Origin of the sequence: Amycolatopsis sp. Poz14, assembly GCF_006704225.1 — a bacterium.
In the GTDB taxonomy this organism is placed as follows: domain Bacteria; phylum Actinomycetota; class Actinomycetes; order Mycobacteriales; family Pseudonocardiaceae; genus Amycolatopsis; species Amycolatopsis nivea.
In genome coordinates, this window is the sequence record NZ_JACLHD010000001.1 from 1,313,684 (window position 1) to 1,339,310 (window position 25,627).

Annotated in this window: 24 protein-coding genes; 10 read left to right on the forward strand and 14 right to left on the reverse strand. The window is 68.7% G+C overall.

What is annotated here, in order from left to right:
• Positions 1–22: 22 nt before the first annotated feature.
• The 4 genes from FKO37_RS06520 to FKO37_RS06535 all read right to left on the reverse strand — a co-directional run bounded on the left by FKO37_RS06520 (position 23) and on the right by FKO37_RS06535 (position 3,664).
• Positions 23–976 carry a peptidoglycan recognition family protein gene (locus tag FKO37_RS06520; protein WP_238603977.1) on the reverse strand — a complete coding sequence of 318 codons (954 nt, stop codon included), beginning with the start codon at positions 974–976 and terminating at the stop codon, positions 23–25.
• Between the two features lie 90 nt (positions 977–1,066).
• Complete coding sequence (locus FKO37_RS06525) at positions 1,067–1,942, reverse strand: A/G-specific adenine glycosylase (protein ID WP_037808207.1); 876 nt, start codon at positions 1,940–1,942, stop codon at positions 1,067–1,069.
• A 23-nt stretch (positions 1,943–1,965) separates the two neighbouring features.
• Positions 1,966–2,457: a carbonic anhydrase gene (locus tag FKO37_RS06530; RefSeq protein ID WP_037808204.1), complete on the reverse strand. Its 492-nt coding sequence runs from the start codon at positions 2,455–2,457 to the stop codon at positions 1,966–1,968.
• Between the two features lie 106 nt (positions 2,458–2,563).
• Positions 2,564–3,664 (reverse strand): LacI family DNA-binding transcriptional regulator, encoded by a 1,101-nt coding sequence (locus FKO37_RS06535; RefSeq protein WP_037809317.1) that lies wholly within the window; start codon positions 3,662–3,664, stop codon positions 2,564–2,566.
• A 178-nt stretch (positions 3,665–3,842) separates the two neighbouring features.
• Between FKO37_RS06535 and FKO37_RS06540 the strand changes: the two genes are divergently transcribed.
• Genes FKO37_RS06540 through FKO37_RS06550 form a run of 3 tightly spaced genes read left to right on the forward strand, consistent with a single transcriptional unit; the run spans position 3,843 to position 6,481 of the window.
• Positions 3,843–4,757, forward strand: a complete 915-nt coding sequence (locus FKO37_RS06540) for a metal ABC transporter solute-binding protein, Zn/Mn family (RefSeq protein WP_238603978.1) — start codon at positions 3,843–3,845, stop codon at positions 4,755–4,757.
• Positions 4,757–5,593, forward strand: coding sequence for a metal ABC transporter ATP-binding protein (locus FKO37_RS06545; RefSeq protein ID WP_037808198.1), 837 nt, complete (start codon positions 4,757–4,759; stop codon positions 5,591–5,593). The genes FKO37_RS06540 and FKO37_RS06545 overlap by 1 nt, the downstream gene beginning before the upstream one ends.
• Positions 5,594–5,596: 3 nt before the next feature.
• On the forward strand, positions 5,597–6,481 hold the full coding sequence (locus tag FKO37_RS06550) for a metal ABC transporter permease (protein ID WP_037808196.1): 885 nt from the start codon (positions 5,597–5,599) through the stop codon (positions 6,479–6,481).
• A 75-nt stretch (positions 6,482–6,556) separates the two neighbouring features.
• On the opposite strand, the gene FKO37_RS06555 is transcribed toward FKO37_RS06550, so the two are convergent.
• From FKO37_RS06555 to FKO37_RS06570, 4 genes are all read right to left on the reverse strand, one after another.
• Positions 6,557–7,873: a hypothetical protein gene (locus tag FKO37_RS06555; protein ID WP_037808193.1), complete on the reverse strand. Its 1,317-nt coding sequence runs from the start codon at positions 7,871–7,873 to the stop codon at positions 6,557–6,559.
• Between the two features lie 53 nt (positions 7,874–7,926).
• A complete protein-coding gene (locus FKO37_RS06560) occupies positions 7,927–9,150 on the reverse strand; it encodes a DUF445 domain-containing protein (protein ID WP_037808190.1) in 1,224 nt (407 codons plus the stop codon).
• Positions 9,151–9,198: 48 nt separating this feature from the next.
• Positions 9,199–10,374 carry a DUF445 domain-containing protein gene (locus FKO37_RS06565; protein WP_051171477.1) on the reverse strand — a complete coding sequence of 392 codons (1,176 nt, stop codon included), beginning with the start codon at positions 10,372–10,374 and terminating at the stop codon, positions 9,199–9,201.
• Positions 10,375–10,455: 81 nt separating this feature from the next.
• Positions 10,456–11,685: a DUF445 family protein gene (locus FKO37_RS06570; protein ID WP_037808184.1), complete on the reverse strand. Its 1,230-nt coding sequence runs from the start codon at positions 11,683–11,685 to the stop codon at positions 10,456–10,458.
• Positions 11,686–11,814: 129 nt separating this feature from the next.
• Here FKO37_RS06570 and FKO37_RS06575 point away from each other — a divergent pair, with 129 nt between their 5' ends.
• Positions 11,815–13,716 carry a hypothetical protein gene (locus tag FKO37_RS06575; RefSeq protein WP_238603979.1) on the forward strand — a complete coding sequence of 634 codons (1,902 nt, stop codon included), beginning with the start codon at positions 11,815–11,817 and terminating at the stop codon, positions 13,714–13,716.
• Positions 13,717–14,280: 564 nt separating this feature from the next.
• Here the strand turns inward: FKO37_RS06575 and FKO37_RS06580 are convergent.
• The 4 genes from FKO37_RS06580 to FKO37_RS06595 form a co-directional block, all read right to left on the reverse strand.
• Positions 14,281–15,720, reverse strand: coding sequence for an FGGY-family carbohydrate kinase (locus FKO37_RS06580; RefSeq protein ID WP_238603980.1), 1,440 nt, complete (start codon positions 15,718–15,720; stop codon positions 14,281–14,283).
• Positions 15,717–17,048 (reverse strand): MFS transporter, encoded by a 1,332-nt coding sequence (locus FKO37_RS06585; RefSeq protein ID WP_167754080.1) that lies wholly within the window; start codon positions 17,046–17,048, stop codon positions 15,717–15,719. The genes FKO37_RS06580 and FKO37_RS06585 overlap by 4 nt, the downstream gene beginning before the upstream one ends.
• Positions 17,049–17,124: 76 nt before the next feature.
• Positions 17,125–17,919, reverse strand: a complete 795-nt coding sequence (locus tag FKO37_RS06590) for a DeoR/GlpR family DNA-binding transcription regulator (RefSeq protein ID WP_037808176.1) — start codon at positions 17,917–17,919, stop codon at positions 17,125–17,127.
• Positions 17,920–17,926: 7 nt separating this feature from the next.
• Positions 17,927–18,538: a histidine phosphatase family protein gene (locus FKO37_RS06595; RefSeq protein ID WP_238603981.1), complete on the reverse strand. Its 612-nt coding sequence runs from the start codon at positions 18,536–18,538 to the stop codon at positions 17,927–17,929.
• A 102-nt stretch (positions 18,539–18,640) separates the two neighbouring features.
• On the opposite strand from FKO37_RS06595, the gene FKO37_RS06600 reads away from it, so the two are divergent.
• The 6 genes from FKO37_RS06600 to FKO37_RS06625 are packed head-to-tail and all read left to right on the forward strand — an operon-like array spanning position 18,641 to position 24,658.
• Positions 18,641–19,324 (forward strand): HAD family phosphatase, encoded by a 684-nt coding sequence (locus FKO37_RS06600; protein ID WP_037808172.1) that lies wholly within the window; start codon positions 18,641–18,643, stop codon positions 19,322–19,324.
• A gap of 3 nt (positions 19,325–19,327) precedes the next feature.
• Positions 19,328–21,013, forward strand: coding sequence for a dihydroxyacetone kinase family protein (locus tag FKO37_RS06605; RefSeq protein WP_238603982.1), 1,686 nt, complete (start codon positions 19,328–19,330; stop codon positions 21,011–21,013).
• Complete coding sequence (locus FKO37_RS06610; RefSeq protein ID WP_037808168.1) at positions 21,013–21,468, forward strand: ribose-5-phosphate isomerase; 456 nt, start codon at positions 21,013–21,015, stop codon at positions 21,466–21,468. The genes FKO37_RS06605 and FKO37_RS06610 overlap by 1 nt, the downstream gene beginning before the upstream one ends.
• 53 nt (positions 21,469–21,521) lie before the next feature.
• Positions 21,522–22,562 carry a 2-hydroxyacid dehydrogenase gene (locus FKO37_RS06615; RefSeq protein WP_037808166.1) on the forward strand — a complete coding sequence of 347 codons (1,041 nt, stop codon included), beginning with the start codon at positions 21,522–21,524 and terminating at the stop codon, positions 22,560–22,562.
• On the forward strand, positions 22,559–24,007 hold the full coding sequence (locus FKO37_RS06620; protein WP_238603983.1) for an FGGY-family carbohydrate kinase: 1,449 nt from the start codon (positions 22,559–22,561) through the stop codon (positions 24,005–24,007). The genes FKO37_RS06615 and FKO37_RS06620 overlap by 4 nt, the downstream gene beginning before the upstream one ends.
• Positions 24,008–24,658: a class II aldolase/adducin family protein gene (locus tag FKO37_RS06625; protein WP_238603984.1), complete on the forward strand. Its 651-nt coding sequence runs from the start codon at positions 24,008–24,010 to the stop codon at positions 24,656–24,658.
• Between the two features lie 16 nt (positions 24,659–24,674).
• On the opposite strand, the gene FKO37_RS06630 is transcribed toward FKO37_RS06625, so the two are convergent.
• Together FKO37_RS06630 and FKO37_RS06635 are read right to left on the reverse strand one after the other, a co-directional pair.
• Positions 24,675–25,040 carry a hypothetical protein gene (locus tag FKO37_RS06630; protein WP_037808158.1) on the reverse strand — a complete coding sequence of 122 codons (366 nt, stop codon included), beginning with the start codon at positions 25,038–25,040 and terminating at the stop codon, positions 24,675–24,677.
• A 16-nt stretch (positions 25,041–25,056) separates the two neighbouring features.
• Positions 25,057–25,617, reverse strand: coding sequence for a TFIIB-type zinc ribbon-containing protein (locus FKO37_RS06635; protein ID WP_238603985.1), 561 nt, complete (start codon positions 25,615–25,617; stop codon positions 25,057–25,059).
• Between the last annotated feature and the right edge of the window lie 10 nt (positions 25,618–25,627).

Genomic DNA, 25,627 nt, shown 5'->3' on the forward strand with positions numbered 1-25,627 from the left:
GGCACACGTGAGGCGTCCCCGGTCAGCGGGCCAGCTCGGTGCGCCACGCGGCGGTCGAGCGGTCTGCCGGCACGATCAGCGGCCAGACGTCCGCGCCCAGGTAGGCGGACTCGTCGCTGGCGCGAGCCGCGGTGCAGCTGTCGCGGGAAAGCCCGTGCTCAGCGGCCAGCGCGGACACAGCGGCCGCGGTCGCCTTGCCGAACACGCCGTCGGTGGGCACGGCGAACCCGGCGGCGCGCAGGAATCGTTGCGCGGTCATCACCCGCGGCCCGGTGTCACCCGGTTTGAGCAGCGGCCACTCCGGTGCGTCAAGGCGCGCGACAGACAGGCCGAGCTGCTGGCCGACCGCTTTGCGCAGCTCCGGGAGCCGGTCGTAGAGCACCTGGCCGCAGCACTCGGTCGAGTTGAAATCGCGGTGGCCCTTGATGAACTCGGGCGTGATGCCGTATTGGTGCGCGATGTAGGCGATCAGCTGCACGAGCGAATCCCAGAGCGCGACCGGCACGTCGACCGTGCTGTAGAGGCCCTCGTTCTCGATGCCGAGGCATTCGCTGTTGTGGTTCGCGACGTTCGCGCCCTGCACGTGCTGCGTCCCGCCGCGCAGGATTTCGAGGCTGCGGTGCCGCCCCTCGGTGACGAAGCCGCCGCGGCTGTTCGTGAACTGCTGGCCGGTGTCGATCCAGCCGCGGGTGTCCATGTGGAAGTTCTGGATGTCCCGCGAGATCTGCAGCGCGTGCGCCAGCGAGTAGTCGGTGTTGTTGCCTGGATCGACGGTGTGGTGCACCACGATGTACGTCGGCTTGTGGTTCTCCACCACGATCGCGCCCGACGGCGGCCGGGCGTTCCACTCGGCTGTCGAATGGATGACCGGAGCGGTGACCGCCGCCGCGGATTTCGCCGTGGCGAAGCCCAACGCACCCACGGCAGTGACGGTGAGGCCGCCCTTCAAGACGGCACGACGCGATGCTTCCCCCATGCGGAACTCCTCAGCCCGGAAGTGCGACGGGGGAAAGCTAACCCGGCGCCCCGGGGGTGACAACTTTTTGCCGACTTTCGTCGTAGTGCGTCAGTGTTCCCCGGGAAGCGCGAACAGCCCGTCGCGGGTTTGCTCCAGCAGACCGTCCACGAGCAGCGAATCCAGGCACCGGTCGCGCTGGCCCGATTCGTGCCACACGAGGTCCAGCCGAGCCTTCTCGACCGGCCCCTCGGCACCGCGCAGAACGTCCAGCAGCAGCCCGCGCACCTGCCGGTCGGTGCCGGCGAACTTCTGCACCGGCTTGGCGGGACCGGCGTATTCGGGACGGCCGTTGTGCTGCCACTTGCATTCGGCGTAAATCGGGCAGTCCGCGCACTTCGGCGACCGGGCGGTGCAGATCAGCGCGCCCAGCTCCATCAACGCCGCGGACAGCTTCGCTGCAGGCGCGTCCTCGGCGGGCAGCAACGCTTCGACGTCCGCCATGTCGCGAGTATTCGACGCCGGGCCCGCGTCGCCCGCGCCATGCACGGCACGCGCGACCACGCGTCGGACGTTCGTGTCGACCACCGGCGCGCGCTTGCCGTACGCGAACGCCGCGACCGCGCGCGCCGTGTACGCGCCGATGCCGGGCAACGCGAGCAGCGTGTCCACATCGGACGGCACGACGTCGCCGTGCTCCTGAGCGATGACGGTGGCGGCGGCGTGCAGCCGAAGCGCGCGACGCGGGTAGCCGAGCTTGCCCCACGCGCGCACGACCTCGCCGGTGGTCTCCGCGGCCAGCGCCGAGGGCACCGGCCAGCGAGCCATCCACTCCAGCCAGATCGGCTGGACGCGCGAGACCGGCGTCTGCTGCAGCATGATTTCGCTGACCAGCACGCCCCACGCCGAGCAGTCCGGCTCCCGCCAGGGCAGGTCCCGGCCGACGTCGGCGAACCACTCGATCAGAACATCGGTGTCTACTGCCACCCCGCCATTGAATACGACGGCCCTTACTTGACCTCGGTCAGGCTCCCGGCCTTCACGTCGTAGACGAATCCGCGCACGTTGTCGTTGTGCAGGAGGAAGTCGCTGCGCCGGGCGCGTTCCATCGAGGTGCGCACGCTGTCCTCGACCTTGCGGAACGCCTCGACCGCCCAGGTCGGCCGCAGCCCGGTCGCGGTCTCCAGCTCGTCCTTGAACTCGTCCTCGGTGACCGTGGAGAGGCCGCAGTCGGTGTGCTGGACGATCAGCACCTCGCGGGTGCCGAGCTTGCGCTGGCTGAGCGCGAGCGACCGGATCATGTCGTCGGTGACCACCCCGCCCGCGTTGCGCAGCACGTGCGCCTCACCCTGCAGCAGGCCGAAGATCTCGAACACCCGGATCCGGGCGTCCATGCAGGTCAGGATCGACACCTGCAGCGACGGCTTGGGGGAGGACCGGTCGCCGGGAACGATGTTCCCGATTTCCTGATTACGCTTGAGCAGCACGTCGATGGAGGTCATGGGGCACCTTTCGGCCTGCGCGGGCGGTTCCCACTATGGAACCGGCCCGGACCCGCGTACACAATGCGGTGGGCCGGAAATCACGGCAAAGGCTGGGGTGAACCGCTCAGCCGCCGAACCAGGGCTCCTCGACCGTCCGCGGCGGCGCTGACGTCCTCCCGACCCGCAGTTCGGTCGGCAGCGTGATCACCTTCGGCCCGACCCGCTCGGCGGAGCTGAGCAGCAGCCGTCCGGCCACCTTGCCCTTCTCCAGCACCGGTTGATGCACCGTCGTGAGGCCGGAGCGTTCCGCCTCGGCGATGCCGTCGAAGCCGGTCACCGTGAGGTCGAGCGGCACTCGCAGCCCGCGTCGCGCGGCCTCGGCCAGCGCGCCGAGTGCGAGGATGTCCGACGTGCACACCAGTGCGGTGACCTGCGGATACGCGTCCAGGAGCTGACGTGCGGCAGAGGCGCCGTCGTCCACCGTGTGGTCGAAGCGCTCGACCACCGGGACGGTCGCCCAGTCGACGCCCGCCGAGGAAAACGCCGTCGCCAGCGCCTCCAGTCGGGTGCGTTGCACGTGGAAGTGCGCGCCGCTCTGGCGTTCGGAAGTCACGAAGTCGTCGTTGCGCTCGCGGCCGAGCCGCATGCAGAGAACGCCGATCTGCCGGTGGCCCAGCGCCACGAGATGGTCGGCGAGCTGGGTGACGGCGGCCGCGTCGTCCGGGCCGACGCGGTCCACGCCCTCGATCCGGGGCTGGTCGATGATCACCGTCGGCACGGGCCGTTCCAGGACGGCCGCGAGATGCGGGTCGTCGTCCGGCACGGAGTACACGACGAACCCGTCCACGCCCGCGCGGTGCACCGCGGCGAGATCCTCGCGACCGGGGCTGGCCGGCACGAGATGCAGGCCGACGCCCGCGTCCTCGCAGGCCAGCGCGAGTCCTTCGAGCACGCCGACGGCGGCCGGGTCGCGGAAGGCGTAGGAGAGGTTCTCGGTCAGCAGCAGCCCGACCGCGCCCGCCTTGCGGGTGCGCAGCGAGCGCGCGACCGGGTCCGGGCCGGGGTAGCCGAGCCGTCGCGCGGTCTCGAGCACCCTGCGGCGCAGTTCGGGGGAGAGCTGATCCGGGCGGTTGTAGGCGTTGGACACGGTGGTCCTGGACACCCCGAGTTCCGCCGCGAGCGACGCCAATGTCGCCTGCCTCCGGGTGCGAATAGGACGGCCCATCCGCAAACCGTAACGGTTCAGATCGTTTTCCAGAAGCGACACCCCTGTGGTGAGTGTCTCGATCCGCTCGGTGATCAAGAGCGCGTGCGGCCACCCGGTGGAGTGAGGCTCGCCGTTCGGATGGGGTAAAGTGAATCTGACAACGGTTTCCATTAGCAGTTCGACCCAGGAGTGCCCGATGACTTCCCGCCGCACCACGAGCGTCCTCGCCGCCGCGTCGGCTCTGGCTGTGTTCGCGCTCGGCGCGTGCTCCAGCACGTCGTCCTCGTCCGGTTCCGGGGCGGGAGGGGGCACGGGCGACCAGGTGAAGGTCGTCGCCTCCACCGATGTCTGGGGCAGCGTCGCGTCCGCCGTCGGAGGCGACAAAGTGCAGGTCACGTCGATCATTCACGATCCATCCGCTGACCCGCACTCGTACGAATCGACCGCCGACGACGCGCTCGCCGCCAAGAAGGCGCAGCTGACGCTGGCGAACGGCGGCGGGTACGACGAGTTCTTCACCAAGCTGTCCGGCGAGGCGGCCTCGGCGAAGAAACTGGTCGCCTACGACATCGCCAAGCCGGGCGAGGAGAACGAGCACGTCTGGTACGACCTGCCGGGCGTCGCGAAGGTCGCCGACCAGGTCGCGGCCGCGCTCGGCGAGATCCAGCCCGCGTCGAAGCAGAAGTTCGACGAGAACGCCAAGACCTTCAAGGGCCAGCTCGACGGCCTGATCAAGAAGGCGTCCGCGCTGGGCACCGCGCACCCGAACACGAAGGTTGTCGTCACCGAACCCGTCGCGCACTACTTGCTGAAGACCGCGAACATCGCCGACGCCACTCCGAAGGCCTTCTCCGACGCGATCGAGAACGAGACCGACGTGCCCGCCGCGGCGGTCTCCGAGTTCACCAAGCTGATCAAGGAGAAGCAGGTGAAGGCGCTGGTCAACAACGTGCAGACGGTCACCCCGCTGACCAAGCAGGCGGTCGCCGACGCGAAGGCGTCCGGGGTCGCGGTGGTCGACGTATCCGAGACGCTCCCGGCGAACGTCACGGGCTACATTGACTGGATGACCAAGGATGTGGACTCGCTGTCGGGGGCTCTGAACAGCTGATGTCCGTCCAGCTTCCGGAAGCCGGTCCCGCGGTCCGCGTGCGCGGGGCCGGGCTCGCCTTCGGCGACCGCACCCTCTGGTCCGGTTTGGACCTCGATGTCGAGCCGGGCGAATTCCTGGCCGTCCTCGGTCCGAACGGTTCCGGCAAGAGCAGCTTCCTCAAGGCGCTGCTGGGGATGCAGTCGCTGTCGGCGGGCACGGTGGAAATCGCGGGCGGGCGTCCGGGAGGGGCGAACCGCAAGGTCGGCTACATCCCGCAGCAGCGCGCGATCGACGATTCGCTCACGCTGCGCGGCGTCGACCTGGTCGGGCTGGGACTCGATGGGCACCGCTGGGGTCCAGGCCTGGCCGGTATGCGGGCACGGAAGCGCCGCGTGGCGTCGGTAATCGAATCCGTCGGCGGCACGCGTTATGCGAAACAGCCAGTCGGCCGCTTGTCCGGCGGCGAGCAGCAACGACTGCGGGTGGCGCAAGCACTGGTCGGCGACCCGACGGTGCTGTTGTGCGACGAACCGCTGCTGTCGCTCGACCTGGCACACCAGCGCGCGGTCAGCGAACTGATCGACGCGCGCCGGCGCGAGGCCGGGTCCGCGGTGCTGTTCGTGACCCACGAGATCAACCCGGTCCTGCAGTTCGTCGACCGCGTGCTGTACCTGGTGAACGGCCAGTTCCGAATCGGCAAGCCGGACGAGGTGATGACCTCGGAGACGCTGTCGGATCTGTACGGAACGAAGATCGAGGTGCTGCGCGTCGGCGGGCAGATTCATATCGCCGGTGCGCAGAGCGCGCTGTGCGAGGACGAACCGCATCACCACGAGCAGGAAGCAGTGGGCTGAGCCTTGGACGGCATGTTCGACTTCGCCAAGACGTGGGAGCTGATCTCGGAACTGGACAGCGTCCGCATCGCCCTGATCGCGGCCGCGGTGCTCGGCTTGCTGGCCGGGGTGCTCGGCCCGCTGATCGTGATGCGCCGCATGTCCTTCGCGGTGCACGGAACGTCCGAACTGGCCTTCACCGGCGCGGCCGGTGCCCTGTTGCTGGGCGTCGGAGTGGAATACGGCGCACTGGCCGGTGCTGTCGCCGCCGCCCTGTTGCTGGGAATCCTGGGAATCCGCGACGCCGACCGCGATTCGGTGATCGGCGTGATCCTGTCCTTCGGTCTGGGCATGGGCGTCCTGCTGCTGTCGTTCTACAAAGGACGGTCAGCGAACAAGTTCGGCATTCTCACCGGCCAGATCATCACCGTGGACAGCACGAACTTGACCGCCTTGGTGATCTCCGCCGCGGCGGTGCTGGCGGTGCTGGCGATGATCTACCGCCCGCTCCTGTTCGCCAGCGTCGACCGCTCGGTGGCCGAGGCGCGCGGGGTCCCGGTCAAGACGCTGACGGTGCTGTTTTCCCTGCTGGTCGGTGTCGCGACGGCGCTGAGCGTGCAGGTGGTCGGGTCGCTCCTGGTGGTCGCCCTGATGGTGACCCCCGCCGCGGCCGCCGCCCGGGTGACGGCCAGCCCCTTGCGCGCCACGGTGCTGTCGGTGGTATTCGCGGAGGTCGCCGCACTGGGCGGAATCGTCTTGTCGCTGGCTCCGGGGCTGCCGGTGAGTGCGTTCGTGACTTCGATTTCGTTCTTGATTTATCTGGTGTGCCGGGTGATCGCGTGGGTCCGCGACCGCCGGCGCGGAGTACGGACTAGTCCAGTGGAAGCGGCCCCGGTTCCGGTCGGTTAGCCGTAGCCGACTTGAAGAAACGCTTACGCCCTACGTCTCCGACGAGCTCCTTGGTGTGCCGCCATCACCGATCCGCTACCGGATCGGATGCTGCGCCAACGCCGTCTTCACCGCTGCGATAAAGCCCTCATCCGTGAACGGCACCAACCCGCCAGCCACATTCCGCTCCACCGCCTGCAGCACCACCACGTGCGAGTTCACGAACTGGTCAACCGCCTGCGACTGCGGTGTCTTGTCCGTCGAATACGCCAAATACGTGAGATTCGTGAACGCCGCCTCCAGATACCGCGACGACGCGAGGCTGAACGAGTCCCCGTAAACCAGGGTCGGCTGGTCGATCGTGCCGACGATCGGCGGAGCCGAGCGGTGCACCGGCTGGTCGATGCTGCCGATGAATTCCCCCGCGCGGTCGGTGACGCCGTCCGGGCGCAGGTTGTAGCGGGTGTTCGTCTTGACGCCGGTTTGCCCGAGCAGCAGCGGCAGGTCCGCGACCGCGTCGTACTGGCCGTCCGGGGCGCTCAGCCAGCTGTTCGTCGCGCCCGGCTTGATCGTGTCGGCGAGTGCGCGCGTGAGGACGAGGCCGCCTTCGTCGCGCCAGTGCGTGTCGTTGGGGGCGTAGATCGGGTGGCCGACCCTGGCCGCTTCGGCGGCGAGTTGCGGGCGCAGGTCGAGCGAGTGGCCTTCGGTGGTGATCTTGTACCAGTCGTTCGGCGAGGCGGCCTGCGAACATTCCTTGCCCGGGTAACTCGCGGGCAGGAACTGCGGCACCATCGTCGTCTTGTCCGGCGTCACCACGAACACGAACTTCCGCCCGGACGCTTCGACCGCCGCGCGCAGTTCGTCGATCCGCTTCATCGTGGTGTCGATGTCCTGGGTCGGCGTGCATTTCGCTTCGGAGTCGTAGCCGTAGTACAGCCAGCCGTCGGTGCCCTGCACGACCTTGCGGTATCCGGCCTGGCTGGAACCCGGTCCGCTCGGCGTCGACGGGCCGGTGTTCGGCGCGCCGGGCTGCTGCAGCGGCGGAGCCGGGATCGGGCCGGAGTTCGACGCGGAACCCTGGTCGAGCGGAGCGGCCTCGCCGAAGACGCCCTCGCTGATCCCGTTCGCCGCGTTGATCGCGCCGGCCCGGAACGACAGCTGGTCGGTCGCCCATTTGGGGAGGTTGGTGAAGAACTTGAAGCCTTCGCCAAGGCTGGGGAACCCGGCGAGCTTGTGGTTTTCGATCTCGCTCGGCCGGACCCCGACGACCCACAGCAGGGTCGGCGTCACGAAGAACAACAGGGCGCTGACCAGCGCGGTCAGCTGCCGTTTGCCGTGCCGCGGGCGATGCAGCGCGTGCTCGCGGGGCAGGTAGGCCTCGTGGACTGCGGGCAGCTGCGGTGGCTCGGACACGTCACTGAGGTTAGCCAGTTCGAGTGAGCCCGGCGCGAACAACCGCCGAAAAGTCAGCCGAGCATGAGGAGGACTTGCAACTCGCCGACGAGGAACCCGATCACGCCGCCGACCGCGATCAGCTTCCACTCGTCCTGCCGGAACGCCGGCCGCAGCAAGCCCTCGAACTCCAGCGGCGTCAGCGCGAGCATCCGCTGCTCCACCATCTTCGCCACGTCCATCGCCTCGGTCAGGTACCCCTCGGCGTACCGCGCGGTCAACGGCATCTCGGCCAGCGCCCGCTGCGCCGCGGCGTGCTTCATCTCCTGCAGCCGCTGCGCCCCGACGGCGAGCGCGACCACCGGTTTCGCGGCGCTGACCTGCGCGTCCACCGCGTGCCCGACAGCGCGTTCGACCATCGCCACGAGCCGGTCCGACTTCGGGCCGCGCAGCAGGGCGTCGAGCAGATTCGGGACGGTCAGCACCTCGTTGGCGACCAGCTCGCCGTACTGCCGGGCGACCTCGGCGCGCCGCCGCTGGAACTTGCCTTGCAGGATGACCCGGCCCAGCCGCACCGGCTCGCGCGGCAGGAAGATCATCTTGATCGCCAGCCAGTCGGTGAACAGCCCGATCGCGCCGCCGAAGATCGGCAGCACCAGCGGCTGCCGGGTGAACGCCCACACCAGGGCCTGGACCAGGCCGAGCACGAAGCCGAAGACGATCCCGGCGCGCGCGATGAACGTCATCTCCGGCCGGGACGTCTCGCGGATCAGCCGGACCAGCAGCGCGCGGTCGCGGGTGAGCCGTTCGACGGTCATGTGCCGGACGTCGAGGACCTCGTCCAGGTTGTCGCGGACCTCGTCCAGGAACTCCCGCACCAGCTGCGGCGTGCTGGCCTGCACCTGCTTGATCAGCAGTTCCTGGGCGAGCGTGGGCATGACCTCCCACAGCCGCGGATGATGCTGTTCGAGCACGTCGCGGGCGATCCCGTCGACCGCGCGCAGCAGCGGCTGCTCGAGTTCGCGGGTGATGATCACCGGGTCGACGCGGGCGAAGACCTCCTCGATGTCGAGCAGGTTCGCGGTGAGCAGGTCGGTCGCGATCGCGGCCATCCGGCCGCCGTGCTTCGGCACCACGCCCTGCCAGCCGAGGAACGGCCGGATGCCGACGAATTCGAGCGGACGGAACATCATCTCGATCGCGACGCGTTTGGTGACGTAGCCGATCAGCGCGGCGACGAACGGCATCGAGACGTACACCGGCCAGTGCCGCGCGAGGTCGTCCAGCACCGCGTTCACCGGGTCTCCCTCCCCCGTTCCGGAAGGAAACCGTATCGCGTGCGCGGGCTAACCGAGGAGCAGCAACGCCTGCAGTTCGCCGACGAGCCCGCCGATCACCGCGCCGACCGCGATCAGCTTCCATTCGTCCTGCCGGAACGCGGGCCGCAGCAGCTGCTCGAACTCGAGCGGGCTGAGCCGGCGCATCCGGTCCACGATCGTGTTGCGGACGTCGAGCGCGTTGATCGCGTACGTCTCCGCGTGCCGGATCGTGTCCGGCACTCGCTCGGCGGCCTTCGCGGCGGCGACCTGCTTCATTTCCTGGAACCGCTTCGTGCCGACCGCGATCGCGACGAACGGCTTCACGACGCTCGCCTGCGCGTCGATCGTCTTCTGCACCTCGCGGCTGATCAGTGAGAACAGCCGGTCCGATTTCGGCCCGCGCAGCACGGCTTCCAGCAGATTCGGCACGGTGATGATCTCGCGCGCGATCATGTCGCCGTAATCGGCGGCCACCTCGTCGCGGCGCTTCTGGAACACGCCCTGCCAGTTGTAGAAGCCGAAGAACCGTTTCGGCTCGCGCGGCAGGAAGATCATTTTGAGCGCGAGCCAGTCGGTCAGCCAGCCGATTCCGAGCCCGAACAGCGGCAGCACGATCGGCGACTTCGTCAGCGACCACACCAGCAGCTGCACGCAGCCGAGAATGAACCCGAACCAGAGGCCCGAGCGCGCGATGAACCGCATTTCCGGCCGCGAGATGTCGCGGATCAGCCGGTTGAGCAAAGCCTTGTCGCGCACCAGGTTCGTGACGACCATGTGCTTGAGATCGAGCACGTCCTCGATGTTCTGGGAAATCTCGCGCATGATCTTCGTGATCGCGCGCGGGGCCTCGGCCTGCACGCGTTTCAGCAGCAGTTGCTGCGCGCCGGACGGCAGCATTTCCCACAGCCGCGGCTGGTAGGTCTCCATCACCTCGCGGGTGACGTCCTCGACCACGCGCAGCAGCGGCTGTTCGATCTCCTTCGCGACCTGCTCCGGGTCGAGCCGGGCGAAGATCTCCTTTGGATCGACGAGGTTGGTGGTGAGCATTTCGGTCGCGGTCGTCGCCATCCGCTCGGCGTTCGCGGGCAGCACGCCCTGCCAGCCGAGGAAGGGCCGCAGGCCGACGAATTCGAGCGGCCGGAACATCATCTCGATGGCGACGCGCTTGGTGACGTAGCCGATCAGCGCCGCGATGAACGGCATGGAGACGTACACCGGCCAGTGCTCGGCGAATGTGTGCACGCGCGTCCCCTCCGTGTTGCCTACGGAACGGTAACCCGCGCACTAGTGGAGCAAGAGCAGCACCTGCAGTTCGCCGACGAGGCCGCCGATGACCGCGCCGACCGCGATCAGTTTCCATTCGTCCTGTTTGAACGCCGGCCGGAGAATGCCCTCGAACTCCAGAGGCGTCAGCTGCTGCATCTTCTCGACGATGGTGTTGCGGACGTCGAGCGCGTCGGTCGCGTAACTCTCGACGTGCTTCACGGTCTCCGGCAGATACGCGATGGCCTTCTCCGCCGCGGCCTGCTTCATCTGCTGGTACTCGCGCCCGCCGACCGCCAGGGCGACCAGCGGTTTCGCCAGGCCCGCCTGCGCGTCGACGGTCCGCTGGACCTCCCGCGTGACGAGCGCGAACAGCTTGTCCGCCCGCGGTCCGGTGAGGACGGCTTCCAGCACGTTCCCCGCGGTGAGGACTTCCTCCGCGATCAACGCGCCGTAGTCCGCGGCGACCTGTGCGCGGCGTTTCTGGAACATGCCCTGCCAGGTGAAGAACAAGAACCGGCGCGGCTGGCGAGGGTAGAAGATCATTTTGAGCGCGAGCCAGTCCGTGACGAAGCCCGTGACGAAACCGAAGATCGGCATGATCACCGGTTGTTTCGTGAACGCCCACGCGATGAGCTGGACGAGCCCGATGACGAATCCGAAGCCGATTCCGCTGCGCGCGATGAACCGGAACTCGGGCGCGGCGACCTCGCGGATCAGCCGGCAGGTGAGCGATTTGTCCCGGACCATGGCGTTGATCAGCATGTCGTTGACGTCGAGCACTTCGTCCACATTCGACGCCACTTCCCGCATCAGCCGCTTCACGACGACGGGCGCCTGCGCGCGGACGCGGTCCACCAGCAGTTGCTGCGCGCGTGCGGGCAGCATTTCCCACAACCGCGGCTGGTAGGTCTCGAACACCTCGCGGGTGACCTCGTCGACCGCCTTCAGCAGCGGTTCTTCCAGCTGCGCGACCATTTCCTCCGGGTCGAGCCGGGCGAAGACCTCGCGTGGGTCGAGGAGGTTTTTGGTCAGCAGGTCGACCGCGGTGGTGGCCATCCGCCGGGAGTTGGCCGGGATGACGCCCTGCCAGCCGAGGAAGGGCCGGATGCCGCGGAACTCGAGCGGCCGGAACATCATCTCGATCGCGACGCGTTTCGTCAGGTAGCCGATGAGCGCCGCGATGAACGGCATGGTCGCGTACACGTGCCAGTGCGCGGCCAGGTCGGCGGCGATGGCTGAAAGGTCCATGCGTCTGCCCCGTTCGCCCGCGCGGTACGTCGGGGGACAGGATGCCATGCGTGACGTCGGGTTTCGCGCTTCGTAATACAGCCGTTTGGCGGTACGTGCCGCAGGTGCCCGGATCACTAAGGTGGCCCGATGGTCGCGCCCGAGAAGCCGCAGCACCCCGCCTTTGCTGTTACCCGGAAGGGATACGACCCGCACCAGGTCGACACCCGCATCGCCCAGCTGACCAGCGAACTCAAGACGACCTCCCACGGCCGCGACGAGGCGGTGGCCACCGCTGGCGAACTCACGAAGGCCCTGACGACAGCCCAGTCGGAGCTGTCCGAGGCGAAGGCCGCACTGGTCCGAGTCACCTCAAGCCCGGCCGGTGCCGGCGCGATCTCCGAGCGCGTGCGGATGATGGTGCAGCTGGCCGAGGAGGAAATCGCCGACCTGCGCCGCTCCGCGGAAGCGGACGCGTCCTCGACGCGTACTGAAGCGGACCGCTACGCCCACGAAACCCAACGGGCAGCGGACAAAGCGGCCAAAGAAGCGGAAGCGGAACGCCAGCGTTTGCTAGCGGAGACCCACGCCGACTTGGCCGCACGCTCGGAGGCCCTCGACGCCCGCGTCGCGGCTGCGGAGCAGGACCTGGCTGCGCGACAAGCGGATCTGGAGTCCCGGATCGCCGCCGCGGAAGCGGACATCGCGAGCCGGACGGCCGCAGCGGACGAGGAGATCGCGACCCGCCTGGCGGACTTGGAAGCACGACTCAAGGCAGGCAACGAAGACATCGCGACGCGGACTGCGGCTGCCGACGCGGATATCGCAAGCCGGACGGCCGCAGCCGATTCGGATATCGCGACCCGCACCGCGGCAGCCGATGAGGACATCTCCACGCGCACCGCCGCGGCGAACGAGGACATCGCCACCCGGACCGCCGCGGCTGATTCGGAGATCGCGACCCGACTGGCCGCCGCAGAAGAAGACATCGCGACGCGCACCGCCGCCGCCGACGCGGATATCGCCACCCGCACCGCAGCGGCCAACGAGGACATCACCACCCGCACGGCTGCGGCCGACGCCGAAATCGCGTCCCGCACCGAAGCCGCCGACCGCGCCCGCGCCGAGGCAGACCAGGCCTCCGCAGCAGCCCGCGCCGAAGCCGATCAGGCAGCCTTGACTGCCCGCACCCAGGCCGACGAGGTAGCCGCCGAAGCCCGCGCCAAGGCGGATGCGGAAGCCCAGCACGCCCGCCTAGCCGCCGACGCCGAAGCCCGCCGCATCCGCGACGAGAAGGACGCCGAAGCCCTCCGCATCCGCACCGAAGCCGACGAAGCCGCCGCCCAGGCCCGCGCCGAGGCAGACGCCGCAGCCGAAGCCGCCCGCCAAGCCGCCGACGAGGAATCCGCCCGACGCCGCGCCGAAGCCGACGCCGCTGCCGAAGCCACCGCCGCACAAGCCCGAGCCGAGGCCGACCGTCGAGCGTCGGAAGAGATCGCCATCAAGAAGGCACAGGCAGAGACTGCCCTCGCCGACGCTCTCCAAAAGCAAACCGAAGCCACCGAATCCCGCACCCTGGCTCTGGACTTGCGCACCAAGGTCGCCGACCGGATCGCTGCGACCAACGAAGCCGTCCAGGAGGCGTTGCGCTTCCTCGGCTCGCAGGAGGAGGACGCTGTTTCCGCTCCTCCGCAAGGTTCCGCCTCGTCGCCGACTTCCCCTTCTCGGCAAGGCTCCGCTCCGTCGCCGACGGATGCTCCTTCCGGAACTGCCGCGCCGGGGCAGACCTCCGCGCCGGGGCAGACCTCCGCGCCGGGGCAGACCTCGACGTCTTCATCGGCTGACGCACCTTCCCAGCCATCAACCACGTCACCGACCGACGCCCCATCAGCAACCGGCTCGTCCGCACCGCCTTTGCCCCAGCCGACCCCGCGCTCAGACACCCCGTCGCCCGCGGGGCAGCAGCAAACGGCCAAGTCCTCTGAACCGCCGACCCCGCGCAGCAACGGCAACGGCCGCCGCCCCGGCCGCCCGCGCGCAGGCCGCAGCTAACCACCTCGACCGCACCGTCCGAGCCAGCCCAGCCGTCTCGACTAGCCCAGCTCGCGAGCGACCGGGCTGGCTCGCCCGCGCCCTTGCCCTTGGCTCTGGCCCGCCAGTTTGCTGGCGTGGTCGGGTTGGTTCGGCGTCGGCGTGCGGGCCTGCTGGCTTGGCCGGGCTGGATCGGCTTCGGCCTGCGAACCTGCTGACTTCGCCGCGCTGCCTCGGCTTCGACGTGCGGGCCTGCTGGCGTGGGCGGGTTGGCTCGGCCCCGGCTGCGAATCCGCTGGCGTCGCCGCTCTAGCTCAGCCTCGGCCTGCAGACCTCCTGACTTCGCCGCGCTGATGGCTCGTTCAGTTGCCGGTCGCGCAAGGATCCGAGTTCGTTGCTCTCGTCGGCGGTTGGGCTAACTCGTCCGCGATGAGAAGTGCCAGTTGGCTGGTCGGACTGCCAGACCGGCCCGCGCCTTCCAGTCACTCGACCTGCCTCGTCCCAACCATCCGGCTGCCTAGCCGCCCAACGCAGCCCACCGATCGGGTCCAAGTCCCAGTTAGCCGCGCAAAGTCCCCAGTCGCATCACCCCGCCGCCACGGTGAACAGCTCGTCGTCAATCCAGCCACGATCCAGCAGCTCACTGCAAAACCGTTGGTACGAAGCCAACATCGCCGCTGACTCACCGGGCACGGGCTCAATCAACGACCCCACCGGCATTCCCTTGCACACCGCACTCAGCCCACCCGACGTGCACCCCGCCGCCGCGAGGAGTGCTGCGCCGTAGCCTGTTTCTGCTTGCGGTGCGACCTGCAATCCAAGTCCGCTCACCGTGGCCCGGATCTGCGTCCACAAAGGACTCTTGCTGCCACCGCCCGCTGCCAGGAGCGGTTCACGGACCGGGACGCCCAGACGCCGCAAATGGTCCAGGGCGAGTCGTTCCAGGAAGGCGACCCCTTCCAATCGTGCCCGGTGCAGCTCGACCTCGTCGGTTGGAGTGCCGAGTACGAAACCCTCGGCGTCACCATGGGCGAAGGGAAAACGTTCTCCCTTGCGCCGCAATGGGAAAGCCACGACCTCGGCCGGACCGCGCGCAGTGGCGGCGGCATCCAACTCGGCTAGCCGCGGACTGTCCGAAACGGACTCGCCGCCAGTGTTCGACGCACCGCCTGGCAGCCACCAGCCGTCTGGATGGCGGTGGCTGTACATGACTCCGGTGGGATCCGGCACGAGCGATTCCGTAACACCCTTCAGGACATAGGTGGTTCCGAGGATTCCCACAAATCGCCCTGGTTCGACCGCGCCTGCGGCGAGTTGTCCCGCGCATCCGTCTGTCATGCCTGCCACCACGAGACATCCGGCAGGCAACCCGGCGACCGGCACCGAGATCTCGCCGAGCACGCTCGTCGGCGCGACTACCGGCGGGAGCATCCCCTCCGGCACGCCCAGACCGGCGAATACTTCGGACGGCCATTCCCCAGCCAGCGGGTCGTAACCGCTTTTGAGTGCGTGCGACCAATCCGCCGCGACCGGATGTCCGGTCAGTTTCGCCGCGATCATCTCCGGCGTGTGCCGGACGGCGACGGCCTCGGTGTGCTCGGCCAGCCAGGCGATCCGGCCGAGTGCCGCGGTCGGCGAGACGCTCGAACCCAGTTTCTGCCACCGTCCGGTGCCGAGTTCGACGGCTTTCGCGTTGTAATCCGCTCCGCGCCGGTCGTCGTACATCAACGCGGGCGTCACCGGTTCGCCCGCGGCGTCGACTCCCACGATCGTGCCGGACGTCGCCGCGATCGCCACCGCTGAGACTTCCGCGCCGCGGCCGGGCAGCGCGGCCGTGACCTCGTTCAGCACCGAACCGACCGCGGGCCACCACGCCGACGGATCCTGTTCGCTGCGGCCACCGCCCGCGCGCACCGGCGCCGGCAGCGACGCCGATGCGGTGGCGAGGACCGAGCCGTCGCGCACCGCGAAGGCGCGAACCCCCGCGGTGGCGACGTCGATGCCGACCGAGACCTGCTCGTTCACGCCGTGCTGACCCTTTCTTCGACATCTTGCAAGCTGCCGTCGCTCGCGAGTGCCTTCTCGGTTTCCTCAGGCAGCTTCAGGAATCGCACCAGTACCGCGGCCACCAGATACAGCGCGGCGAAGATGATGACGACTCCGGCGGCACCGGCCGGTCCGAGGAACAGCGACACGATCGCCGGTCCGACGAACGCCGCCGCGCCCGCGCCGAGGTTCAGCAGGGCCATCGCGCCGCCCTTGTGCTCCGGGGCCAGCGACGGCAGCAACGCGGAGATCGGCACGAACCCGGCGAGCGTCGCACCGTAGAGCGCGCCGACGATCAGCGCGAGCCAGTAGTACTGCGAGCCCATCGCGACCGGCACGAAGTACAGCAGCAGGATCGAGATCGCGCAGCCGATCGCGCCGAACCAGAAAATCGTGGTGCGCCAGCCGATCCGGTCGCTCAGCACGCCGAAGATCAGGTTGAAGAAGATGTTCGTCCCGTAGATCACCGACACAAGCAGCAGCCAGCGGCTTTCCCCGAATCCGATCTGGGAGATGAAGATCGTCGGGAAGAACACGAGCATGCCGAATTCGGGTGCGGTGTTGATGACCCGCACGATCATGCCGACCCCGACCCGCGGCTTCTTCCACGCGATCGAGACGCTGGAAACGAGGCTCTGCACCGGTTTCACGTCCGGCGGCGCGAGCCTGCGGTACCCCGTGCGCTGCCGGACGCCGAACACTGCCACGATCCCGCCGACGCCGAGCAGCACGACCGCCACCCACAGCGTGCCGTAGTGGCCGAACAGCGGATTGGTGAAGCTGGCGACGAGCGCGCCGAGCGTGGGCAGGCCGCCGGTGAAGGCGAAGTAGAACCAGCCGACCGCCGCGCCGAGCCGGGCGACCGGGGCTACCGCGGTGATCCACACCAGGAACCCGAACGCGAACATCGGATAGCCGAATCCGCGGATGCCGTAGCAGATCAGCATCGCCGCGTAGTTCCCGCCGGCGAGGCCGATCGTCAGGAACAGCGCGTCGAACACCAGCCAGATGACCAGGCCGATGATCATGACCCGCCGCGGGCCCCACAGTTCGGACAGTGCGCCCGACAGCCACGACGCGAGCATCACCGCGACGCCGTACACGGTGATCACGTACGACGCCTTGATTTCCGTACCCGCGCCGTTGTCCGCCATGTACGGCGCGATGAAACCGGATTCCACTCCGTCGCCGATCATGAACAGGAGCAGTCCGACATACCCGAGGAACAGGGGTGCGGGCAGCCCCCATTTCGTGAGCAAGCGCCCGAAGCCCGACTTGGGCAACTCCGCTGTTGCCGACTCGTTCATACACGCCTCCATGACGTCGAGATCCAACGTATCATGGACTGTGTGAACTTCGCACGCAAGAGTGTTATGAAGTCGATCAGTTCTCAGGGTCTTCGGCGACCTGCACCTCGACCCGGCTGCGCATCTCGTCGACGTAGTGCGGATCGGCACCCTCGTCCACGATCAGCAGGTCGTAGTCGTCCAGCGGCGCGAGCCGGTGCAGTGCCGTGCGCTTCATCTTGCTGTGGTCCATCAGCAGCACCTTGTGCCGCGCGGCGGCCAGCATGGCCCGCTTGATCATCACGATCTCGGGCTCCTGGTGGAAGCTCATCGACGTGCTCATCGCCGAGGTGGACACGAACGCGATGTCCACCGAGAGCCGTTCGATCGACTCGATGCTCTGCATGCCGAGGAACGAATCGTGGGTGGGCGAGTAGTCGCCGCCGATGCAGATCAGCCGCAGTTCGTGCACGTTCTTGAGCACGTCGATCGCGGCGAGGTAGTTCGTGGCCACGGTCAGCGGCGTCACTTCGACCAGGAGCCTGGCCAGCGCGAGCGCGCTGGTGGAATCGTCGAGCAGCACCGACATGCCCGGCTCGACCTGCTCCACCGCGTGCATCGCGATCACCCGTTTGGCGTCGACGTGCGCGTTCATCCGGTATTCGGCGTTGCTCTCGAACACCGTCGACGGCATCGCCGAGACCCCGCCGCGGTACTTGCGGACCAGGCCGCGCCGGGACAGTTCGTCGATGTCCCGGTGCACCGTCATCATGCTGACGCCGAGCAGGTCGACGAGCTCGCCGATGGTCGCCGAACCCTGCCGGAACACGTGCTCGGTCAGCTTCTGCTGACGGTTCTCGCGGGGATGGGCGGCAGGCTTTTCGCTCGACATGCCGTGATTATCGCGGTTCCACTGGGAGGTTGAAGCGCACCAGGGCAGTTCGGTCACCGCTCACCTCCAGTTCGGTGACGGCCGCGTTGTCCAGGCGGGGAAACACGCTGCGATAGCGGGGCAGTGGGATGCCGAGCAGCTCGCAGAGGGTGAGCCGCAACAGCGTGTTGTGCGCGACGACCAGTGCGGTTCCGCTGGTCGCGGCGGCAATCGAGCGGAGCGCGCGGGCTCCGCGCCTGGCCGCTGCGGCCGGATCGTCGGCATCGGGGAACGCGCCGGCGATCGGATCGGCGAGGAAGCGTTCGACCGCGTCGGGATCGGTCTCGCGCACCTCGTTGCGGGTGCGGCCCTCGGCGATGCCGAAATAGGTCTCCCGCAGGTCGGGAACGATTTCCGGGACCAGGTTGAGTGCCTCGGCCGCCGGTTCGATCGTGTGCCGGGCACGTCGTTGCGGCGAACAGAACAGCGCGTCCGGTTTCACCCGGCGGGCGTACGCGGCCAGCGCGTCCGCCTGGCGGATCCCCTCCTCGGTCAGCGCTACCTCACTGGTGCCCGCGTAGCGGTTCTCCGCGTGCCATTCGGTCTGCCCGTGCCTGGCGAGCAGCAGCCGTGCACCCACTCGTGCCCTCCTTGTGTGAACACCCTTGCGAACTTCTCATCGTCGCTGTTAACTTAACATTGCTCGTGTGAAGCGGGCTCGCTCTCTGAAGGGATCTGGTGGATGACTCTCGACGCGGTGGTGTTCGACCTCGACGGTGTCCTGGTGGAAAGTGAACACCTCTGGGAGGAGAACTGGGTCGCTTTCGCAGCTCGTCACCAGGTCGAGTGGACGGCGGAGGACACGGCCTCGGTGCAAGGCATGAGCGCGCCCGAATGGGCCGGCTATCTCGCCCGGCGGTGCGGGGTGCCGGACCAGGCGGACGAGGTGGAACGCGCGGTGGTCGACGGCATGATCGCCTCGATCGACGCGGGCGAAGCGCCGCTGCTTCCCGGTGCGGGTGCGATGGTGCGCGAGGTCAGCGAACGGGTCCCGGTCGCGCTCGCGTCGTCGGCGGCCCGCCGGGTGATCGACGCGGTGCTCGAAAAGCACCAGCTCACCGGCGAGTTCACCGCCACGGTGTCCAGCGCCGAGGTCGCGCGGGGCAAGCCGAATCCGGACGTGTACCTGGAGGCGGCGGCCCGGCTCGGCAAATCGGGCAGCGAATGCCTCGGGGTCGAGGACTCCAGCAACGGCATCCGGGCGGCGGCCGCGGCCGGGCTCACCGTGATCGCGCTGCCCAACCCGACGTACCCGCCGAAGCCGGACGCGCTGGAGCTGGCCAGCGCGGTGGCCGAGAGCAATGACGACGTCCGACTGAAGCTCCTGGCCTACCTGGCCGGCGAGCCGGTGGCTGCGAGGGACTGAACCATGACCACCTTGGGTTCCCCGGACACGTTCAAGCGGCAGTGGCTCGACGGGTTCGTCACCGCGTACGGCCGCACGGTCCAGAAGGTGCCGGACGCCTACGGCGTCGTCCGCCGCGAGGCCCCGGCGAGCTCGAAGGTCGCGGTCGTGATCGGCGGCGGATGCGGGCACTACCCGGCATTCGCCGGTCTCGTCGGCCCTGGTCTGGCCGACGGCGCGGTCGTCGGCGACGTGTTCACGAGCCCGAGTGCCGAGCAGGTCTACCGCACGGCTCGGGCCGCGGACAACGGCGCCGGCGTGCTCTTCGGTTTCGGCAACTACCAAGGCGACGTGCTCCACTTCGGACTCGCCGCTCGCAGGCTTGCGGCGGAGGGCATCCCGAGCCGCACCATCCTGGTCACCGACGACATCGCGAGCGGTCCGGCGACCGAACCGGAGCGACGGCGTGGCGTGGCGGGCGATTTCCTCGTCTTCAAGATCGCCGGTGCGGCGGCGGAGCGCGGCTACAGCCTCGACGCGGTGTACGAGGTCGCGGCGAAGGCGAACGCTCGCACTCGGACGTTCGGCGTCGCGTTCGGCGGTTGCACGCTGCCCGGCGCGGACGCGCCCCTGTTCACGGTCGCGGACCAGGAAATGGAGCTGGGCCTCGGAATTCACGGCGAACCGGGCGTCCGCACGGTGGGCCGGTTGTCCGCGGCGGAACTGGCCGACGAATTGGTCGACGGTCTCCTGTCGGAGCTTCCGGAAGGGGACGGCCGCGTGGTCGTGCTGGTGAACGGGCTCGGCCGCACCAAATACGAGGAAATGTTCGTCACCTACACCCGCGTGCACGAACGGCTCGCCCAGGCCGGGCTCAGCCCAGTGCATTCCGAGGTCGGGGAGTTCGTCACCTCGCTCGACATGGCCGGCGTTTCGCTGTCGATCCTGGTGCTGGACGACGAATTGGCCGAGTTGTACGCAGCGCCGTGCGATACCCCGGGCTACCGCACCAGCGGTGCCGATCTGACCGCGGTCGATCTTGAGTCCACAGTGGACGAATTGCTGACCGAGGAGGCTCCGGGGACCAGCGTGGTCGACCGGGTTCTCACCGCGGCGTTGCGCAGCATCGAGGAAAACGAAGCGGAACTGGGCAGGCTCGACGCGGTGGCCGCGGACGGGGACCACGGGCTCGGCATGACGCGCGGGATGCGCGCCGCCGTCGCTGCCGCGCGGCGCGAGCCGGACACGGTTTCCGGTGCGCTGCTGGCTGCCGGTACGGCGTTCGCCGATGCGGCTGGCGGTGCCTCGGGCGCGCTGTACGGCGTGCTGCTGGCGGAGACCGGTGCCGGTCTGCGCGGTGTCGATGCCGGGGACATCACCACGACAATGCTCGCCGACGCGGTCGACGGTGCGGTGCGCGCGTTCTGCGAGCTGGGCAAGGCCGAACTGGGCGACAAGACAATGCTCGACGCGATCGAGCCGTTCCGGGCCACGCTGCGGGAGCAGTCGGGCTCGGAAGTAGTGCAAGCCTGGCGGAAAGCCGCTGGAGCCGCGGTCGTAGCCGCGCAGGAGACCGCGCACTTGCGTCCGGCGAAGGGGCGCGCTGCGCGGCTGGCGCAACGGAGCGAGGGTCATTCGGACCCGGGTGCGGTGTCGTTCTCGCTGCTGGTCACGGCAGTCGGCGAGGAGCTGGAAAGGAGCGCGGACTGATGCGCATCGTGGTGGCGGCGGACAACGCCGGGGTCGAACTGAAGAATCAGCTGCGCGACCTGCTGCAGGCCGACGAACGAGTCGCCGAGGTGACCGACCTCGGCGTGCCCGACGCGGCGGACGACCGGGCGTACCCGTTGCTGGGGCTGGCCGCGGCGGAAGCCATCGCTCGCGGCGAAGCGGACCGCGGCGTCCTGGTGTGCGGCACCGGCATCGGCATGGCGATCTCGGCGAACAAGGTGCCCGGCGTCCGGGCGACGGTCGCGCACGATTCGTACTCCGCCGAGCGGTCGATCAAATCGAACGACTGCCAGGTGATCACCTTTGGAGCGCGCGCGATCGGCCCTGAGGTGGCGAAGAAGATCGTGGCCGAATGGGTCGGGTACCGCTTCGATCCCGCGTCGGCCAGCGCGACCAAGGTCGCGCACATCACCGAATACGAGAACGCCCACTGACCAAGGCGTCCGTCGTGGCGCACAATCGGCACAGAGCGAGTGAGGGAGCAGAGTTGCACATTCTCGCTGCGGGAGACCACTTCGTCAGCCCCGGCCTGCTGGCCGGAGCCGTCCGCGCGGAACTCGGGGGCGGCCACGAGGTCGCCGAGCTGACGCTGCCGTGGCCGGTCGAGCCGTTCGGGCCGGTCGGCAACGTGCTGGAGGCGAGCGGTACCGAAGACCAGGTGATCGAGGCACTCGCCGGTGCCGAGGCCGTCGTCACGCAGATGGCCCCGTTCACCAAGAAGGTCTTCGCCGCCGCGCCGGAGCTCAAGCTCGTGTCGGTGTGCCGCGGCGGGCCAGTGAACGTCGACCTCGTCGCCGCCACCGAGGCCGGAGTCGCCGTCACGTACGCGCCGGGGCGTAACGCGGGCGCGGCGGCCGAGTTCGCGGTCGGCATGATCCTCGCCGCGATGCGGCGGATCTCGACCTCCTCGGCTGAACTGCTCGCCGGCACCTGGCGCGGTGACTACTACGCCTATGACCAGGCCGGGCTGGAGCTGGGCGGCACCACGGTCGGGCTCGTCGGCTACGGCGCGATCGGGTCGCGGGTCACGAAGGTGCTCGTCGCGTTCGGGGCGAACGTCCTGGTAGCCGACCCCTATGCCGACCGTGCCGCGGTAGCAGCCGACGGCGCGCAGCTCGTCGAGCTTGACGAGCTGCTCCGGCAGAGCCGAGTCGTGAGCCTTCATGCGCGGCTCACCGAGGAAACCCGGCACCTGATCGACGCGAGCAAACTCGCTCTCCTGCCGGAGGGCGCGGTCCTCGTGAACACCGCTCGCGGTGGCCTGCTCGACTACGCGCCGCTGCCCGACGCCCTGCGTTCCGGACGGCTCGGAGCGCTCGCCCTCGACGTTTACGACGTCGAACCGCCGCCGGCGGACTGGGCGCTGCGCGACGCGCCCAACGTCATCGCGACTCCGCATCTCGCCGGCGCGAGCAGGCAGACCGCCGAGCGAGCGGCAGCGATCGTCGCCGCGGAAGTCGGCCGGTACTCCCGCGGCGAGCAGCTGGCCAACCTCGCGAATCCCGAGGTACTGGAGCGGCGGCCGTGATTGTCGGGGTCGACATCGGGACGTCGCTCACCAAAGCCGTGGTGTTCGACGAGGACGGCAGCTCCATCGCGAGCGCGTGCACGCCGTCCGAGGTGCACCACCTGTCGGGCGGCCGGGTCGAGCAGGATCTCGACCAAGTCGTCGGCACGGTCGTGAAGGTGGTGCGCGAGGTCGCGGCCGCGCTGCCCGAGCCGGTGTCCGCGCTGGCCTTGACCGGACAGGGCGACGGGCTCTGGCTCCGCGACGAAGCAGGCGCCGCGGTGCACCCGGCCATCTCGTGGCTCGACGGCCGGGCTAATACGGTGCTCGCGAAATGGCAGGCCGACGGCGTGACCGCGGAAGTCTTCCGGCGCACCGGTTCCGGCATGTTCCCCGGCTGCACCGCGGCCATCATGTCCTATTTGGACACCCATGAACCCGAGGTGCTCGACCGTGCCGCGGTGGCCGGATACTGCGTGGACGCGGTGTTGCAGCGGCTCACCGGCGAGATCACGGTCGACGTTTCGGACGCGTCGCTGCCGTTCCTGAACCCGGCCACCCGCAGCTACGACGACGGTGCGATCGAGGCCTGCGGGCTGGGACATCGCCGGTCGTTGTTCGCGAAACCAGCTCCGGCGAAGTCGGTGTTCCGGCTCGACCGGCGCGGTGCGGAACTGCTCGGGTTGCCGGTCGGATTGCCAGTCACCGCAGGGCCGTTCGACCTGCCAGCCAGCGCGATCGGTGCTGGCGTACGGAAGCCGGGCGACGGCATCCTCACCGCCGGGACCACGCTCGCCTGTCAGGTGCTCACCTCCGACCCGGCGTTCGATCCCGAAGCGGAACCCGCGGGCATGTTCCTGTGCACGCCGGACGAGCACGAGTACCTGCACGCGATGCCGGCGATGGTCGGCACTGCAGGCATCGATTGGGCTTGCCAGTTGCTGGGCATCAGCGTCGAGGAAATCGACCCGTTGCTGGCGAACAGCAAGCCGGGCGCTCGCGGGGTCCGCGCGCTGCCGTTCCTTTCGGTATCGGGCGAACGCGCGCCGTTCGTCGACGCCGGAGCACGCGCACAGTTCTCCGGGCTGAGCCTCGAAACAGGCCGGGCCGACCTGGTCCGGGCGCTGTGCGAGTCGATCGCTTACGCCGCAAGGCATTGCTTTGACGCCGCCGGGCTGTCGGGACAGCTCTACGCCTGCGGCGGGGGAGTCCGTTCGCCTGAATGGCTGCAGATCTTCGCTGATGTACTCGGTCGTCCGGTCGTGATCCCGAGCGATCCCGGCGTCGGCGCGCGCGGTGCCGTGCTCACCGCCGCGGACGCGCTCGGAACGCCGTACGATCGGGATCGCTGGGCCGCGAACGCGCGAATGGTCGAGGCCCGGCCCGAAAATGTGGCTGACTACGAGCGCGGTTACGCCGACTACCAGGCTTCCCTGTCTGCCGCGCGCGGACTGTGGAGGCTGTGAATGATCCTGGAGAACGAGCGTGCCGCGGTCTGCGAGTACGCCCGTCGGCTGACCGCGGACGGCTTGGTCGTCGGCACCTCGGGCAACGTGTCGGCGCGGGCGGGCGAGCTGGTCGCGGTAACCCCGACCGGCGTTGACTACGCCGCCCTCACTCCCGCCGACATCCCCGTGGTGGACCTCGACGGCAAGATCGCCGACGGTGCGCTGAAGCCGACGAGCGAACTCCCGATGCACCTGGCCGTGTACACCCGCGCCACCGACCCGGAATCCGCCCCGGTGAACGCGGTCGTGCACACGCATTCGGTGCACGCCACCGCAGTGTCCACTTTGGTCACCGAAGTCCCGCCGATCCACTACATGCTCGCGGCAATCGGCCCCACGGCTCGAGTAGCCCCGTACGCGACCTACGGCACCACCGAGCTTGCCGATGCGATGCTGCAAGCCCTGGATGACCGCCGAGGCTGCCTTCTGGCCAACCACGGCACGATCACCTATGGCGACTCGCTGGGGAGTGCGTACAGCCGGGCGCAGCAACTGGAATGGGTCTGCCAGGTGTGGCTGACGGCTCGATCCGCCGGTACTCCGGCTCTGTTGCCGCCAGCGGAAATCGAGCACGTGGTGGAGAAGCTGAAGGGATACGGCCAGCGATGACCGGCTAGGGCGCGGCTTACGGCAGCGGTACGAGCGCTCCCATGCCCGCCCGTACGAACTGGGTCGACAGGCGTTGCGGCAACGGGTTCGGGTACAAAATGATCGACGCGAACGGCGACGGCGTGTACCCGGCCCCGCCGTTGCTCTGCAGGTGCACGCTGACGTGGACGTTGCGGTCAGCGGGAATCTCGAACGACACCGTGCCCCAGGAAACGACGTACTGGCGGCCGTCGATTCCCGCGATCGGGATGTACGCACCGGCGTGGAAGATGTGCGTGGAAATGTCGATCATGAGCAATCGCCGCGGACCGTCGTGCGGGTCGACGTACGGGATGACATTCGGGGTGGACGACAGGTCTGGCGGCTCGGTCGGGTCAGTCATCGGTCCGGGCCTTCCGTCAGGGCGATGAGCGAAGCTTACCCTCGACGGATCGGCCGCCGGATGGCGAAGGCCGGAGAGTCGCGCGCATCCGGCCGATTCGGCGCAGGATCCGTTCGCGGTTCTTCGCGGCTTTCAGCCAGGCCGGAAGCGCGGCGAGCATGGTCATGAGGCCTAGACCCCCGCCATCAGCAGGCAACTGCTGCTCCCGAATCCGAGCGGCGACATAGGCTTCGAGGTAGTCCAGGTGTCGTTCGTTGTAGGCCCACAGCACATGTTCGTCGAAGTCGGCTTGCAGCCACAACGGGTGCTGCAGGAAAGGATCGCGCGCGTTCCCCAGCGGAGCTGGCGCGAGCTGAACGGAGTTTCGCGCGTCCTGAGTGTGACCGCAACGGTCGCACACTAGCCGTCTCGGGGCGAACAGGATCCTCTCAGTCGGCGGCGCGCCTGGTACGACGACGACTTTCGCGCAGCGCTCACAACGAGGGCAACGAACCAGCACCTCGTCAGCGGTGAAATCCCCTATCCACAGCTGCTGGTCGCGAAACCGCTCCCCGCCGTTGCTGGCTGCTGACCTCATGCGGGAAGCC